Origin of the sequence: Streptomyces sp. NPDC048295 (assembly GCF_040652135.1) — a bacterium.
Lineage (GTDB): Bacteria > Actinomycetota > Actinomycetes > Streptomycetales > Streptomycetaceae > Streptomyces.
Genome location: NZ_JBEZLL010000001.1, coordinates 273,559 through 287,962, shown reverse-complemented (window position 1 = coordinate 287,962; position 14,404 = coordinate 273,559). Strand labels below are relative to the sequence as shown.

The 14,404-nt window shown below is 69.8% G+C and carries 13 protein-coding genes and 1 tRNA gene; 10 read left to right on the top strand and 4 right to left on the bottom strand.

The genetic code is table 11. The features are described from left to right. Positions 1 to 63 precede the first annotated feature (63 nt). The 5 genes from AB0D53_RS01240 (at position 64) to AB0D53_RS01220 (ending at position 4,678) form a co-directional block, all read left to right on the top strand. Entirely contained in the window at positions 64 to 1,071 is a 1,008-nt protein-coding gene (locus AB0D53_RS01240) for an NAD-dependent epimerase/dehydratase family protein (RefSeq protein ID WP_362438812.1), read from the top strand. Positions 1,072 to 1,361: 290 nt separating this feature from the next. Continuing rightward, positions 1,362 to 2,720: a choice-of-anchor A family protein gene (locus tag AB0D53_RS01235; protein ID WP_362438185.1), complete on the top strand. Its 1,359-nt coding sequence runs from the start codon at positions 1,362 to 1,364 to the stop codon at positions 2,718 to 2,720. 9 nt (positions 2,721 to 2,729) lie between these two features. Further along, positions 2,730 to 3,089 carry a DUF952 domain-containing protein gene (locus AB0D53_RS01230; RefSeq protein WP_362438182.1) on the top strand — a complete coding sequence of 120 codons (360 nt, stop codon included), beginning with the start codon at positions 2,730 to 2,732 and terminating at the stop codon, positions 3,087 to 3,089. Continuing rightward, positions 3,086 to 4,012, top strand: a complete 927-nt coding sequence (locus AB0D53_RS01225) for an NAD(P)H-binding protein (RefSeq protein WP_362438179.1) — start codon at positions 3,086 to 3,088, stop codon at positions 4,010 to 4,012. Before AB0D53_RS01230 ends, AB0D53_RS01225 begins: the two co-directional genes overlap by 4 nt. A gap of 42 nt (positions 4,013 to 4,054) precedes the next feature. Beyond that, a complete protein-coding gene (locus AB0D53_RS01220; RefSeq protein ID WP_362438176.1) occupies positions 4,055 to 4,678 on the top strand; it encodes an amino acid transporter in 624 nt (207 codons plus the stop codon). A 30-nt stretch (positions 4,679 to 4,708) separates the two neighbouring features. Here AB0D53_RS01220 and AB0D53_RS01215 read toward each other — a convergent pair whose 3' ends face one another. After that, entirely contained in the window at positions 4,709 to 5,320 is a 612-nt protein-coding gene (locus AB0D53_RS01215; RefSeq protein ID WP_362438173.1) for a TetR/AcrR family transcriptional regulator, read from the bottom strand. A gap of 205 nt (positions 5,321 to 5,525) precedes the next feature. Here AB0D53_RS01215 and AB0D53_RS01210 point away from each other — a divergent pair, with 205 nt between their 5' ends. After that, complete coding sequence (locus AB0D53_RS01210; protein WP_362438170.1) at positions 5,526 to 6,923, top strand: MFS transporter; 1,398 nt, start codon at positions 5,526 to 5,528, stop codon at positions 6,921 to 6,923. 101 nt (positions 6,924 to 7,024) lie between these two features. On the opposite strand, the gene AB0D53_RS01205 is transcribed toward AB0D53_RS01210, so the two are convergent. Next, positions 7,025 to 7,504, bottom strand: a complete 480-nt coding sequence (locus AB0D53_RS01205) for a VOC family protein (protein WP_362438167.1) — start codon at positions 7,502 to 7,504, stop codon at positions 7,025 to 7,027. Positions 7,505 to 7,850: 346 nt separating this feature from the next. Between AB0D53_RS01205 and AB0D53_RS01200 the strand changes: the two genes are divergently transcribed. The 4 genes from AB0D53_RS01200 (at position 7,851) to AB0D53_RS01185 (ending at position 9,753) form a co-directional block, all read left to right on the top strand. Next, a tRNA-OTHER gene (locus AB0D53_RS01200) sits at positions 7,851 to 7,967 on the top strand. Positions 7,968 to 8,085: 118 nt separating this feature from the next. After that, a complete protein-coding gene (locus AB0D53_RS01195; RefSeq protein ID WP_362438164.1) occupies positions 8,086 to 8,559 on the top strand; it encodes a hypothetical protein in 474 nt (157 codons plus the stop codon). Between the two features lie 100 nt (positions 8,560 to 8,659). Continuing rightward, positions 8,660 to 9,193 (top strand): GNAT family protein, encoded by a 534-nt coding sequence (locus AB0D53_RS01190; protein ID WP_362438161.1) that lies wholly within the window; start codon positions 8,660 to 8,662, stop codon positions 9,191 to 9,193. Between the two features lie 59 nt (positions 9,194 to 9,252). After that, on the top strand, positions 9,253 to 9,753 hold the full coding sequence (locus AB0D53_RS01185; RefSeq protein ID WP_362438158.1) for a GNAT family N-acetyltransferase: 501 nt from the start codon (positions 9,253 to 9,255) through the stop codon (positions 9,751 to 9,753). Positions 9,754 to 10,222: 469 nt separating this feature from the next. Here the strand turns inward: AB0D53_RS01185 and AB0D53_RS01180 are convergent, their stop codons facing one another. Then, positions 10,223 to 13,717, bottom strand: a complete 3,495-nt coding sequence (locus AB0D53_RS01180) for a tetratricopeptide repeat protein (RefSeq protein ID WP_362438155.1) — start codon at positions 13,715 to 13,717, stop codon at positions 10,223 to 10,225. 280 nt (positions 13,718 to 13,997) lie between these two features. Beyond that, entirely contained in the window at positions 13,998 to 14,396 is a 399-nt protein-coding gene (locus AB0D53_RS01175; protein ID WP_362438152.1) for a hypothetical protein, read from the bottom strand. Between the last annotated feature and the right edge of the window lie 8 nt (positions 14,397 to 14,404).

The window sequence follows — 14,404 nt, the reverse complement described above, 5'->3', positions numbered from 1 at the left end:
GAGAGCGAGGACCGGTTCCCACCGGGCCGCCCGGCGGGCAGAGTCGGTGCCATGAGGCTTCTGATGCTGGGCGGTACGGAATTCGTCGGGCGCGCCGTCACCGAGGCGGCGCTGGCGCGGGGCTGGGACGTCACGGTGTTCCACCGCGGCCGGCACGCACCCCCGCCGGGTGTGACGGAACTCCTGGGCGACCGCACCGCCGAGAACGGCCTCGCCGCCCTGGCCCGGCCGGGCGACGACCCCGACGGCGGGTACGCCTGGGACCTGGTCGTCGACACCTGGAGCGGCGCGCCCTCGGCGGTACGGGACGCGGCCCGCCTGCTGGCCGGCCGGGCCGCCCGGTACGCCTATGTCTCCAGCCGCTCCGTGTACGACTACCCGGCCCCGGCCGGCCTGGCGGAGGAGGGTCCGCTGGTGACCGGCGCCTCGCCCGACGCAGGCGGGGACGTCTCGTACCCCCTGGCCAAGCGCGGCGGCGAACTGGCCGCGCTGGACGCCTTCGGCGACCGGGCCCTCCTCGCCCGCGCCGGACTGATCCTGGGCCCCTGGGAGAACATCGGCAGACTGCCCTGGTGGCTGGGACGGATCGCCCGCGGCGGTCCCGTACTGGCCCCGGGCACACCGGATCTGAGGCTTCAGTACATCGACGCCCGCGACCTCGCCGACTGGCTGCTGGACGCCGCCCGCAGCGGACTGCACGGACCGTACAACCTGGTGAGCCGCCCGGGCCACGCCACCATGGGGCAGCTGCTGGAGGCCTGTGTGCGTGTCACCGGCTCCGACGCGGCACTGCGCTGGACACCCGCGGAGAAGATCCTCACGGCGGGCGTGGAGCCGTGGAGCGATCTGCCGGTCTGGCTGCCGCCGGGCGAGCTGTACGACACCCTGCACTGCGGAGACGTCAGCAAGGCGTACGCGACCGGCCTGCGTTGCCGCCCGGTCGAGGAGACGGTCGCCGACACCTGGAAGTGGCTGGAGGAGCTGGGCGGTCAGGCCCCGCAGCGTCCGGACCGGCCCGAGGTCGGCCTGGACCCGGGGGTGGAGGCCGAACTGCTGGCGGACACCGCCTGACCCGCCGCCGAAGCCGCCGAAGGCGACCGCGTATCGCCGGGGACGACCGGCTTGTGACCGACGGCTGTTGACGCACCGCCGGCCTCGGCCCCGCGCGTGACCGCGCGCTCGGGCGATTCCGGTCGCGGCTCCGCTTATCCGGGTGCATCAGGGGTGAACCGGGCGTGGCATTCCTTTCGTTTGGTAAGTAAACCTGCATATTGCCCCTTATGGCAACAGAAGTGCGTAGGCGAGGCAAAGGTATCCGGGCGGCGGTGGCCACGGCGGCGGCCGCTGCCATGGTGGGCGCGATGGCGTCCATCGCTCTGGCCGACCCGTTGCCCGGCGGGCTCGGCCCGTGTCTGGGCAGCGACTGCCCGGACACCTGGCCCGACCCGAACAACGGGCCCGTCAGTTTCCACGACAGCAACATCAACATCTTCGTCGGCGGCGACTTCCTGGTCCGGGAGGCCGCCGCCGAGGCCGAGGGGAAGATCGTCACCCTCGGGCAGTTCGACATGAACAAGCGCGAGGGGGCCTCGCAGGTCTACAACGTCGGCGTGGCCGGCGTGGGCTCCCGGGTGCCGCCCCCCGACGGCTCCGACTATCTGACCGTGGGCGGGCCCCTGGCCGTCGCGACCGGACAGCGGCTGCTCGCCGAGGAAGGCACGAACCACGGCGTGGTCAAGTACGCCGACACCGTCAGCGGAACGGTGATCCCGGCCCCGGTCCACGACCCGGCCGCCACGGCCCCGTACGCGCAACTGCGCGACCAGCTGACCGCGGCCAGCCACTGTTACGCCTACGACGACAACCAGGACCACCGCCGCCCTGCCACGGGCACCGTGGTGAACACCGGTTCCGAGACAGTCTTCACCGGCGACGGCACCTCGTCCCTCCAGGTCTTCGCCGTCGACGCCGACCTGACGACGGCCCAGGGCGGTCAGCAGGGCATCACGTTCAACGCGGTCCCGGCGGGTGCGACCGTCCTGGTCAACCTCTACGGCAGTGCCCGCAACATCAGTACGTACATGGGCTCACTGCCCCAGGCCGGGCTGCGCGAGCACCTTCTGTGGAACTTCCCGGACGCCACCGAGGTCGGCCTGCACGGCACCGGACAGTTCCAGGGCAGCATCCTGATCGGCCAGCAGTCGAGCACGGCCACGCTGGACATGAGCGGGACCAACGGCCGTTTCTACAACGCCGGTTCACTGATTCACACCTCGGCCGGCGAGTCGGGCGGCCAGGAGATGCACTCCTATCCCTTCGACGGGGACCTGCCGACCTGCGGCGAGGAGCCCACCCCGACTCCGACTCCGACGGACACGTCGACCCCGACTCCGACTCCGACGGACACGTCGACCCCGACCCCGACTCCGACGGACACGTCGACCCCGACCCCGACCCCGACGGACACATCGACCCCGACTCCGACCCACACCCCGACCCACACACCGGGACCGAAGCCCACCCCGTCCCACACCTGGCCGCACAAGCCCGACTGGCCGGACAAGCCCGGTCCCTGGCCGGACAAGCCCCATCCCGGGGGCGAGTTGCCGCACACGGGCGCGCACGGAGGTGAGTGGGTACTCGGCGGAATCGCCGCCGCTCTGCTCGTGGCCGGATCGGCGGCCACGCTGATGGCCCGAAGGGCGCGTCGACGCGGTTAGCTTTGGCCCATGGCCGAACTGCTGCTGCACCTCACCGAAGGCCCCCTGTGGGAGGCGGCCCGCGGGATCGGGACGTACGAGATGTCCACCCGCGGCCGCACCCTGCACGAAGAGGGCTTCATCCACTGCTCGCTGCCGCACCAGCTCGCCGGCGTGGCCGAGATGCTGTACGGCGCCGGGAGCGGGGCCGGGACCGGTGACCAGGAACTCGTGGTCCTCGTCATCGATCCCGACCGGCTCCCGGCGCCCGTACGGTACGAGTCCGTCGCGCCCGGCGGCGAGGAGTTCCCGCACATCTACGGCCCCGTCCCGGTGGACGCGGTCGTGGAGGTGCGGCCCTGGCCGCGCAAGGAAGGCGCCCCCGCATGAACAACCCACCCCCCACCGGCCCGGAGACCCCGGGCGCCCCCATCGTCGCCGTCACCGGCGCGGGCGGAGCCGTCGGCGGCCGTGTCGCGCGGCGTCTGGCGCGCGCCGGCGTGCCCGTGCGGCTCCTCGGGCGCGACCCGTCCCGGCTGCCCGAGCTGCCCGGCGCGGTCGCCGCGCCGCCCGCCCCGTACGGCGACGGCGAGGCCATGCGCCGCGCCCTGGCCGGGGCGCACACGCTGTTCCTCGTCTCGGCGCACGAGAGCCCGTACCGGGTGCGCGAGCACACGACGGCCGTGGACGCGGCGGTCGCCGTGGGCGTCGAACGCATCGTGTACGTCTCCTTCCTGGGCGCGGCGCCGGACGCCACGTTCACCTTCGCCCGCGACCACTGGCACACCGAGGCGCACATCCGGGCCGCCGATGTCCGCCACACCTTCCTGCGCGACAGCCTGTACCTCGCCGGGATCCCGGCGATGACCGGTGCCGACGGGGTGCTGCGCGGCCCGGCGGGCGACGGCCGGGTGGCGGCGGTGGCGCACGACGACATCGCGGACGCCGCGGTCGCCGTCCTGCTGGCCGACACCGAGAGCGACGACACCCGCCACGACGGGATCACCTACGACCTCACGGGCCCGCAGGCGTTCACCCTCGCCGAGGCGGCCGAGGAGCTCGGCAGGGTCACCGGCAGGACCGTCACCTACCTGCCGGAGACCCGGGAGGAGGCCTACGCCTCCCGGGCGCAGTACGGTGCCGAGGACTGGGAGGTCGCCGGCTGGGTGACGTCGTACGAGGCCATCGCCGCCGGCGAGATGGCCACGGTCTCGGAGGCGGTGCCGGACCTCACCGGGCATCCGGCGACGAGCCTGGCCGCCTTCCTGCGGGAGCATCCGGACAGCTACCGGCATCTGCTGAAGACGGACTGACCCCGCGGCGGGCGGTGCCGGAGAGGAAAGGGACCTGAGGCCATGCGTACGGAGACCCCGTGGGGCGCCTGGGATCCGCCTCCGCCGGACGAGGCCGCCCGCCTCTTCGCGCCGCTGCGTGTCCCCTGGTGGATCGCCGGGGGATACGCGGTCGAGTTCGCCGTGGGCCGCGCCTTCCGGGAGCACGGCGACATCGACGTACTCCTGCTCCGCCGCGACCAGCTCGCCGCCCAGCACCTCCTGGCGGACTGGGAGTGGTGGGCCGCGGACCCGCCCGGCACCCTGCGCCGCTGGCTCGCCGGCGAGGTCCTGCCGCCGTACGTGCACGACATCTGGTGCCGCCCGGGGCCCGACGAGCCCTGGCGCGTCCAGCTCATGCTCGACGACGCGGAGGGCGGCGACTGGCTGTTCCGCCGCGATCCCCGCATCCGCCTGCCGGTCGGACGGCTCGGCCGGCTCTCCGGGGACGGCGTTCCCTATCTCCGCCCCGAGGTGCAGCTCCTGTACAAGGCGAGATCCCCGCGCCCCAAGGACGAGCGGGACTTCGCCCGGGTGCTGCCGGTCCTCACCGCCGACCAGCGCGCCTGGCTGACCGAGACCCTCACCCTGGCCGAGGGCGCCGGGCACCCGTGGGCGGCCCGTCTGCGGGCGCACCCGGCGGGCTGACGGGCCGGCGCCTTCGGCCGGCGTCCCCGGCTACCCGACGTACGCGCCCGACCGCGCCGCCGCCTCGGCGGCCTCGGCGGCACGGTCCGCGGCCGCCTCGTCGAGCGGGTCGCCGCTGGCCAGCAGCCGGTAGTAGAGCGGCGCCGAGACGGCGCGGATCACCTCGTCCGGGTCCGTGCCCGCGGGCAGCTCCCCGCGCTCGACCGCCTCGGTGACGCAGCCGGACCACTCCTTGATGCGGATCGCGTAGAACCGGTGCAGCGCCTCGGCCGTGCGCGGGTCGCAGGTGGCCGCGGCGATCACGGACTTGAAGAGCGCGCCCTGCCGCGGGTCGGAGAGGGTCCTGACCACCAGTCGGGCGTTGGCCCGGAGGTCCTCGGCCAGCGAACCCGTGGCGGTACGGGGCGAGGACTGCTCGGCCATGTCGTCGAGCAGGTCCGCGATCAGGCCGGTGGGCGAGGACCAGCGCCGGTAGACGGTCGTCTTGCCGACCTCCGCCCGGCGCGCGACATCGGCGAGGTCCAGGCGGTCGAAGCCGTGCTCGGCCAGGGCGTCGCCCGCCGCCCGCAGGACCGATTCGCGGACCCGGGCGGTACGGCCACCGGGTCGGACGCTGCCGGGCTCCACACCCTCAGAAGCCATAACGGGTCTCCAGTTCCATTAGTAACCCTTCCTCTGCTACGGTGACTCCACTTTAACGGAACTGCAGTCCCGTTAAAACCTCTCCCTGAGGAAGGCCATCATGTCCGCACCCAGCCAGGCCCCATCGGATACGACCGGCACCACCGCCGCTTCCCCCTCGCCCTCTCCCTCCCCTTCCCTCGTCCCTGCCCCGTCCCGGACCCGCATGACCGGACGGCAGAAGCTGGTCCTCGCACTCCTCCTCGGCGCCCAGTTCATGATCGCCGTGGACTTCTCGATCCTGAACGTCGCGCTGCCGGTCGTCGGCGAGGGGCTCGGCTTCTCCCTCTCCCATCTCCAGTGGATCGCCACCTCGTTCGCGCTCGCCGCGGCCGGCTTCACCCTGCTCCTCGGCCGGATCGCCGACCTCGTCGGCCGCAAGCGGCTGTTCCTCATCGGGATGGCCGTCCTCGGTCTCTCCTCCGCCCTCGGCGGGCTCGCCGTCTCGCCCGAAATGCTGCTCGTGGCAAGGGTGTTGCAGGGGCTGGCCACGGCGGCCGTCACCCCGGCCGGACTCGCGCTGCTGACCACCGCCTTCAAGGAGGGCCCGCTGCGCGAACGCGCCCTGGGGCTCAACGGGGCGCTGATGTCCGCCGGGTTCACCGCCGGTGCCATCCTCGGCGGCCTGCTCACCGACCTGCTCTCCTGGCGCTGGGCGTTCTTCATCAACGTGCCGGTCGCCGCCCTGGTGGTCGCCCTCGCCCCGGCCGTCATCACCGACTCGCGCCCGGCCGGGCGCCCCCGGCTCGACGTCCCCGGGGCCGTGACCGTCACCGGCGGACTGCTGCTGCTCGTCTACGGTCTGACGCAGGCCGGTGAGTCCGGCTGGACCGGGCCCACCACCCTGGCCGCCCTGCTCGCCGGGCTCGTGCTCCTCGTCGCCTTCCGGGCCGTCGAGAAGAGGGCGGCGGCGCCGCTGGTCCCCGTACACATCCTGAAGCGGCGCAGCGTCATCTGGGGCAACACCGCGGGCCTGATCGCCTTCGTCACCGAGACCTCGCTGGTCTTCCTGCTCACCCTCTACCTCCAGGAAGTCCTCGGCTACTCGCCCCTCGCCACCGGCCTCGCCTTCGGTGTCCTGGGCATCGGCACGGTGATCGGCGGAACGCTCGGCGGCCGTGCGGTCGGCCGGTTCGGGAGCCGTACGACCATCGTCACCGGCGGGGTCGTCCAGGCCGTCGCCACGCTCTCCCTGGTGGCGCTCGGGACGTCAGGGGGCTGGATCACCCTTCTGCTGGCGGCCACCTTCGTCGGCGGTATCGGCAACATGCTGATGATCGTCGGTTTCATGGTCACCGCGACCTCCGGACTCCCCGACGAGGAACAGGGCCTGGCCACCGGCCTCGCCACCATGACCCAGCAGGTCGGCATCACCATGGGCATCCCGGTCATGAGCGCCGTCGCCACCGCCCGGATGTCCGCCCTCGGCGACACCGGCCCCGAGGGCGTCCTCTCGGGAGTCTCGGTCGCGATCCTGGTCAACTCGGCCCTGGTCCTGGCCGGCGCGCTGCTCGCGGGCACCTTCCTCGGACCGCGGCGCGCGAGGAGCGGCGCGCGAAGGTGACGACGGGCAGGGCCGGTCGGGCGCCGGTGCGCGGATGCCGGAGGACACGGATCCACCGACTCCCGTCGGATCCACCTCCGGCATCGCCGCGTCCGCGCGGCTCAGCCCTCGTCGTGCGCCTTCCGCAGCGTGGCGATGTCCAGCTTCTTCATGGTCATCATCGCGGCGGTGGTCCGGGCGGCCTTGGTCCCGTCCGGGTCCAGGAGCAGCTCGGTCAGACCCTCGGGTACGACCTGCCAGGAGAGGCCGTACCGGTCCTTCAGCCAGCCGCAGGGCCCCTCTTCGCCGCCGTCGGTGAGGCTGCTCCAGTAGTGGTCCACCTCGGCCTGGTCCGCGCAGCCGATCTGGAACGAGACGGCCTCGTCGAAAGTGAACTCCGGCCCGCCGTTCAGCCCGACGAACCGCTGCCCGTTGAGCTCGAACTCGACCGTCATCACCGACCCGGCGGGCCCCGGCCCCGCCTCGCTGTAGCGTCCGGTCCTGCCGAGGCGCGAGTTCTTGAAGACCGAGACGTAGTACTCCGCCGCCTCCTCGGCCTGCCCGTCGAACCACAGACATGTGGTGAAGCCCTCGGTGGTCATTGTTGTCTCCCCTCGTGCGCGCAGCCCCGTCGCCCGCGCATGTCCACCCATACCGACCGATCCTGCCCCGAAAGCTCATCGATGGTACGAGGAGCGATTCGACGGGGGACCGGCACAGGCCGACTTCATATGGTCCCCTCGGGAGAGGCGAAACCCCTGGCGACACGGCCGCGTTCCAGGTAAACGGCTTCGCAAACTCCTCCGCGGATCCTTCGCGAACGCCTCCGCGCGCTCCCGAGAACAACTCCGCGTACGGACTCCGCGTACGACTCCGTAAACGCCTTTCTCGCGCCGGGACGTCACCCCTACGATCACCGCAGCGGGACCGCGCGGTCCCGCAGACTGCGGTGCCGTGGCAGAGCGGCCCATTGCGATCGGCGTCCGGAGGTCACCCGTACGCCGACTGGCGGGAACAGGGCGGACCTGCCCTCCCTGCCCGCGGGTTCGAATCCCGCCGGCGTCGCAGTCGACCACAGCATGCCTCCTGGCCCCCGATCCCGGAAACCGGCCCGAGGCCGCGGTGGTTGTCAGTCCCTGCCGCTACCGTCCGGTCGTTCACGATCTTCAGGGAGGGCGGCTTCATGGGTGCCAGTGGATGGGACTACGTCACCGGGTACGACGGGGACGTCGAGGCGGCCCTGGAGGCCTTGCGGACCAGGTTGTTCCGGGAGCAGTACGGCGACGGATCCCGCTACCGCAGCCTGGAGGAACTGTACGAGGACGCGGAGTTCATGGGGAACGAGGGCACCCATACGGTCCTCGACATCGACAGGGTCGTTGCCACGGACGACCCGCCGACGCAGTCCCGTCCCTCCGACCACGGCACCCTTCGCCCTCTGGCGCCCGGCCGAGTGGTTCACCACTTCGGTACGGACCGCCCCACGGTCGCGCGGTACGAAGAACTCGTCGCCGCTGCCGACGATGCCGCGAGCCACGAGGAACACGAGCGGAGCCTCCTGGGCGAGTGCCGGATGCGGTGGACCGGCTATTACGTCGTCCTTTACACCGATGGCGAGCCCACCCACCTCGGAATCTTCGGATTCTCGGGCGATTAGGGCCGATTCGGCGGGACGGGTGACCACTCCTGCCGACGGCGTACCGTAGGAGTCCCGCGCACCGACCGCCCACCGCAGCCGACAAGACGGCAGAACACCCATGACCTCCACATCGATCCGCCTGATCGAGCCCTCCGACGGCTCCGCACTCGCCGGCCTGCTCTCCCGGGACAAGCAGGAGTACGCGCGCTGGCTGCCCGCGAGGCCCGCGGAGTTCTACACGCCCGACGGGCAGGCCGCGGTCATCGAATCCCTTCTGGCCTCCCACGACAACGGGCTCGCATGGCCCGGCGTCGTGGTCTCCGGCGAGACCGTCATCGGGCAGGTCTCCATCAGCTCGATCCTGCGCGGACCGTTCCAGAAGGGATTCCTCGGCTACTGGGTCTCCTCTCTCCACCAGGGACTCGGACACACGAGCCGTGCCGTCGGCCTCGCGCTGCGGATAGCCGAGGACGAGCTGAACCTGCATCGGCTGGAGGCACACACCCAACTGGAGAACGTCGCGTCCCAGGCGATCCTGCGCAGACACGGATTCACTTCCTGGGGCATCGCCCATGACCACTTCTACGCCGACGGCGCATGGCGCGACGAGGTCTTCTGGGAAAGGAAACTGACCGGCGGGCACGTCCACTGACCGCCTGCGGATCCCGGCCGATCCGGCCGAGGCCGAGGCCGCGCCGATAGGCTGCCGCCATGTCGTATCCGCCGATGTCGCTCCAACTCGAAACCGCCCGCCTGACGTTGCGTCCGTGGACCGATTCCGACATCGACGCCCATCGCGAGCTCGTCGCCGAACGCGGCGGCGGCATGCCGTCGATCCAGCACAACCGGCAGATGATCGAGGACGAACGGGCCGCGTCGGTACGGACAGGCATTGCCCTGCTGCCCGTCATCCGTCGCGATGTGGGCGACTTCATCGGGTACTGCGGGCTCACCGTCGGCCGGGCGTCCGTCGACGAGCCCGAGATCGCGTACGAGTTGTTCCGGCGCGTGCACGGACAGGGCTACGCGACCGAGGCGGCCTCCGCGGTGCTCGACGCCGCGATCGCGACCGGACGGCAGAGGCTCTGGTCGACGGTGCGCCCCTGGAACGCGCCGTCGTTTCGCGTCCTGGACAAGCTCGGGTTCGAGCGCGACCACGTATCGACCGACGACCGCGGCGAACTGGTATGGCTCACCCGCTCGCTGCCATGAGAGGAGCGTTGCGGTGGGGCCGGGGCGACGCTCACCGCAGGACCACCGGGCCGACCCGCCGGAGGCCGGCAGTTCCCGGCACACGGTTCCGCTCGACGAGACCGCGACCTGCGTTCTTCGGCGCACCCTGCGGCGCGGCCTTCGAAGCAGTGGAACCGGGTCCGCCTGCGGCCCGGCGGAAAAGTCCGCACCCGGTCCGCCACGGACGCCGTGCTCGGCGGCCTGCGGGCCGGGTGCGGGGAGGCGGGCGATGCGAGCCGCGAGAGCGCGGGTCGGACGGCCCGGCCGGAGATCAGGCCTTCTTCGTCTCCTAGTAATGACCCGCCGGTGACCTGCGGGGATCTTCTCTGTGGGGCGCTGACCTGGCCTTGTGCTGATGGCTCGCGATGGGGTACGACGGTCTTAATCGGGTGTCTTGCGGACTGTGTGCGGACTGCTCTGTCTCTGGTGTACGGATCACGCGCTGACGCTAGGAATCACCATCGTCGGCACGCACCGCCATCAGCACCCTTTGTAGTGTGGTGATACGTGGATCCCCATCCGGACGGATTTCCCGGGCGCGGTCCAGGAGAGATTCAAGCTCCTCCTGCGCTGCGCGGGGCTGTCCGGCCTCCCACAGCAGCTGAGCTCGACGGTACCGCGCGTCCCAGACAGAGTCGTGGTCCGCGCCGCGTGTACGCGCCCAGCCGGCCGCCACTTCCTTGAACTCCTCAGCGCTTTTCGCCGGCTGCCCTGCCCTACTTAGACTCTCGCCGAGGTTCTTGCGCGCCAGCAGCGTCTCCGGGTGATCAGGCCCCAACGTGCGGTCCCGGCGCTCCACGACGTCGCGGAACCGGGGAATGGCCTCCGTGAGTTTTCCCTGGTTTCCCAGTGTCATGGCCAGATTGTGATTATTTGTCAGAGTCTCGGGATGGTCGATTCCGAGGGCCTTCCGGCATGCGGACAGCGCATCGCGGTACTCCGTCTCCGCTTCAGGGAATCGCTCCTGATCGGCCAGTAGGTGTGCCAAGTTCCCTTGGACGGACAGGGTTCTTGGATGATCAGGCCCCATGACGCGGGCTGATAACGACAGGATTTCCCTGAATGCGGCTTCGGCTTCGGTGGCGAACCCCTTGCCATCCAGAATGCGGGCTAGGGAAAGTCGAGTGGTGAGCGACTCGGGGTGCTCAAGCCCGTGCCTGCGTTCCTGGATCTTCAGGATCGCCGAGTGTTCCCTCTCTGCCTCGTCGAGATTGCCCTGGATGCGCATGACGACGGCGAGATTGTGTCGTAGCGTCAGTACCAAAGGTTGATCGTCGGAATGCTTGCAGGCCGCGTCTCTCAGGGCTTCCCGGTAGACGGAAGCTGCCTCCTCGATCCTCCCGAAGTCCTTTAGCGCGACCCCGAGGCTGTTGCGGGCGGTAATCGTGTTGGGATGTGCGGGCCCCGATTTCTTTTGTTCCTGGTCGGCGATCTCCCGCAACTGGAGGATGGCCTCCCGCAGCCTTCCACGCGCGTGCAACACCGCCACCAGGTCGTGTCGCACGTCCAGACGGCGCCCGTCGTCCTCCGGTAGGGAATTCAATGCTTGCTGCAACTGCTCCTCTGCCTCGGCAAGGCTTCCCTGCTGCAGTAGAAGCGTGCCCAGCGATGCTCGAACATTGGTGACGTTGCGGTGAGAGCTGCCCAGCACGGTCTCCTGGAGGGCCAGGACATTGCGCACCTCGGATACGGCTTCGTCCGTTCGCCCGATGCGCCCCAAGGCCATGGCCCACTCGTAGTGGGCGTTGAGCGTGACTGGGTGATGTTCGCCATGGCGCTTAGTTGTCGAATCCAAAATCGACCTGTACTCCGATTCCGCCTGGGTCAGTTCACCCAGAGAACGGAGTGCCGCAGCACGGCTGTTACGACCTGCCAACACGTTGGGATGGTCGTCGACGAGCTGCCTCTTCTGTGCATCGGTCAGCTCCGCGAAGACCACCGCGGCGCTCTTCGCGTCGAGTTCTCCTTGTTGTGTGAGAAGCATGGTCATGCTGTGACGTGCGTCGAGCGTCTCGGGATGATCAGGCCCCAGGATGCGTGTCCGAGCGTCCAGCACAGCCTGAATCTCGCTCTCAGCTGCGGTGAACTCCTGTCGCAGGGCGAGGGTGATGGCCAGATTCGCACGAGTGATCAGCGTGGATGGGTGCTCAGCTCCGAGAACCTCTTCTTCCAGTTCGAGAACCTGGCGGAAAAGCTCCTCGGCATGCTGGTTCTCCCCCTGATCGCGCAGAGAGATCGCGAATTCGTGCTGGGCTTCTAGGACATCGGGGTGGTCTTCTCCCAGCTCGGCTCGCAGTCCTTCCAGCACCAGTCTTCCCTCGTCCGCAGCTTCACCGAGGCGGCCCATGCCTCTGATGCAGATGGCACGACCGTGCCGCGAGCGCAACGTGGTGGCAGCTTCGGCGCCGAACAGCCGGGTCTCATGGCGGATCACCTCGTCGTACTCGCGCTCCGCCTCCTCTAGCTTTCCTCGTTGACATGCCACTCGCGCCCGCTGGTAGCGCACGGTCAGGGTGGTGGAGTCTGCCTCCCCGAACTGCCTGACGCACTCCTCCGCAATGCGGTCAAGTTCGGACTCCGCCGCCGTCAGATCGCCCATCTCCTCGACTGCGACGGCCCGGTGCCTGCGGACATTCACCCGGACCCAGGGCGCGGCTTCTGCGGAATCAGCACGCTCCAACGCTTCGTCCGCCAGTTCGCAGGCGGCAGCGTACTCGCCTCGGAAGTGCAGGTAGGAAACAGCGACCCCGGCACCGATCAACAGCCCATTGAGACGGTCATCGGCCGTGGTACCCCATCGAGGCAATCGTTGCAGCATCACCTGCCAGTGCGGGATGAGCCCCTGCCAAGCCGGCCAGGAACTCGGATCCCGCGGATTCTCCATGTGGGGAGTAGCTGCCACCAGCAGATCGGCGGCCGAGTCCCATACCTCTCGATAGGCCCCGGGCTCTGTGAGGAGTGGGGCGACCGACACCTCGGCCACGAGCCGGTGGATCTGGTAGACGGGTTCCGTAGAACCTGTGTTGACCCCGATGAGGCCGAACCTGCGAAGACCACCCATGGCAGTTCTGATTGCCCGGGGCGGAAGCTTCGCGGGCCACATCGGTAGAGCGGCAATGGCGGAGAGGTCGAGCAGAGCGTTCGGCAGGGAGGCGGTTGGGGCGAAGCAGGACAGCAGTTGTAGCAAGCTGCGGGCATGCTCTGTGCCCTGCCTTTCGAGGAGGGACAGGGACAGCTCCCACGTACCGGCAATGGTCCGGCGGGCCCGGTCCTCCTCGTTGCGTAGATCCCCGTGCATACCCTCGGTCGCGTCGTCGAGGAACAGCGGGGAGCCGTCGAGCACGTCGGAGTATTCGGCGAAGGTCTGTGCTTCGGCCAGTGGATCGCCGTGTGCCATGGCCAGGTATGTGCCCGCCAAGTGCAGTGCAAGGGGCAAGGAGCCCAGCCGGTCGGCCAGAGCCCCGGCGGAGGCCGCGTCCCCTGCCTCACGAGCCAGTTCTCGGAGGACCCCGCCTGCGAATTCGACTTTCAGGACCTCAAGTCGGTGGAAGCGTGCAATTCGGTTGCCCCAGGATCGCTCGTTGCCGTCGCGTGTGGTGACGACTACGCCACGTGACATGCCGATCGGGGGCCTGACCCAGCCCGTGGCGTCGGCGAGCGCGGCCCCTGGGCAGGTCAGCACGTTGAGATCGTCGGCATCGTCGACGACAAGCAGCCAGGGGCGGTCCAGGTCCGCCAGATGGCGCCACACCAGATCGGCTGCAGGCCGTCCGCCCTTCTCCCAGGCATGGGCGACGTGCTCGGCCGGTGCTCCGGCACGGAGAGCCGCCTGCTGCATCCCGTCGGCCACAGCAGCTGCGGATCCGGCCTGGATCCAGAAGACCTCGGCTCCGGCGTCCTTGGCCCGCTCGGCTGCGCTCAGAGCGACCGTTGTCTTCCCCACTCCGCCCATCCCGGATAGGACTTGGATACGGGGATCGTCCACGCTCTGTGTGAGGGCCGTCAGGATGCTGTCACGCCCCAGCACGGCCTGTGGAAGCCTGCCGTAGGGAGCCTCTACCGAGCTGAGTGCGAGCAACTCCTGGAAGGAGGGGGCGGGGGGGGGCTGAGGCCCGTGACGTTAACGGTGACCGAATCGTGGAAATGCGCCGCCGGAGCGTTGAGACCCGTGGAGCCCAAGACGCTGTTAGCCGTTGTGTCCCGAGCGGGTTCGGGGCTCGTCGTCATCGTGCTTGCTCGGACTGACCGAACGACATGTGCACCTCACCGTTGAAGGTTCCCCCAGGCGCATTGAGCCCCTGGGATCCGTGCACGGTGTTGGCGGTGGAGCCAGTGGGCTTAGCGAGGAGCGACAACCACTCCTCCACCTCACGACGGAACTCAGGATCAACCGCGGCCTCACTACGCAGGACCTCGCCAAGTAGAGCGACGGCAGCTGGATCCTCGCTATTTCGCGCCTCAAGGACGGCGACAGCCTGGTCATTGCGCGAGAAGCGGTTCCGAAGACGCTGCCATAGATCCGTTACGACTGCCTCGCTCAGGCTTCCGCTGGCGCCACCCAGCGCGGCAAGTGCCAGTTCGGCCAACGCCAAGTCCATCTGAACCCCCAGGGTGTCGATCAACGAATCGC

Excerpts from the sequence above, each read along its gene's own strand:
- AB0D53_RS01240 (WP_362438812.1), top strand. The coding sequence starts at position 64 with ATGCTGGGCGGTACGGAATTCGTCGGGCGCGCCGTCACCGAGGCGGCG.
- AB0D53_RS01235 (WP_362438185.1), top strand. The coding sequence starts at position 1,362 with ATGGCGTCCATCGCTCTGGCCGACCCGTTGCCCGGCGGGCTCGGCCCG.
- AB0D53_RS01230 (WP_362438182.1), top strand. The coding sequence starts at position 2,730 with ATGGCCGAACTGCTGCTGCACCTCACCGAAGGCCCCCTGTGGGAGGCG.
- AB0D53_RS01225 (WP_362438179.1), top strand. The coding sequence starts at position 3,086 with ATGAACAACCCACCCCCCACCGGCCCGGAGACCCCGGGCGCCCCCATC.
- AB0D53_RS01220 (WP_362438176.1), top strand. The coding sequence starts at position 4,055 with ATGCGTACGGAGACCCCGTGGGGCGCCTGGGATCCGCCTCCGCCGGAC.
- AB0D53_RS01215 (WP_362438173.1), bottom strand. The coding sequence starts at position 5,320 with ATGGCTTCTGAGGGTGTGGAGCCCGGCAGCGTCCGACCCGGTGGCCGT.
- AB0D53_RS01210 (WP_362438170.1), top strand. The coding sequence starts at position 5,526 with ATGACCGGACGGCAGAAGCTGGTCCTCGCACTCCTCCTCGGCGCCCAG.
- AB0D53_RS01205 (WP_362438167.1), bottom strand. The coding sequence starts at position 7,504 with ATGACCACCGAGGGCTTCACCACATGTCTGTGGTTCGACGGGCAGGCC.
- AB0D53_RS01195 (WP_362438164.1), top strand. The coding sequence starts at position 8,086 with ATGGGTGCCAGTGGATGGGACTACGTCACCGGGTACGACGGGGACGTC.
- AB0D53_RS01190 (WP_362438161.1), top strand. The coding sequence starts at position 8,660 with ATGACCTCCACATCGATCCGCCTGATCGAGCCCTCCGACGGCTCCGCA.
- AB0D53_RS01185 (WP_362438158.1), top strand. The coding sequence starts at position 9,253 with ATGTCGTATCCGCCGATGTCGCTCCAACTCGAAACCGCCCGCCTGACG.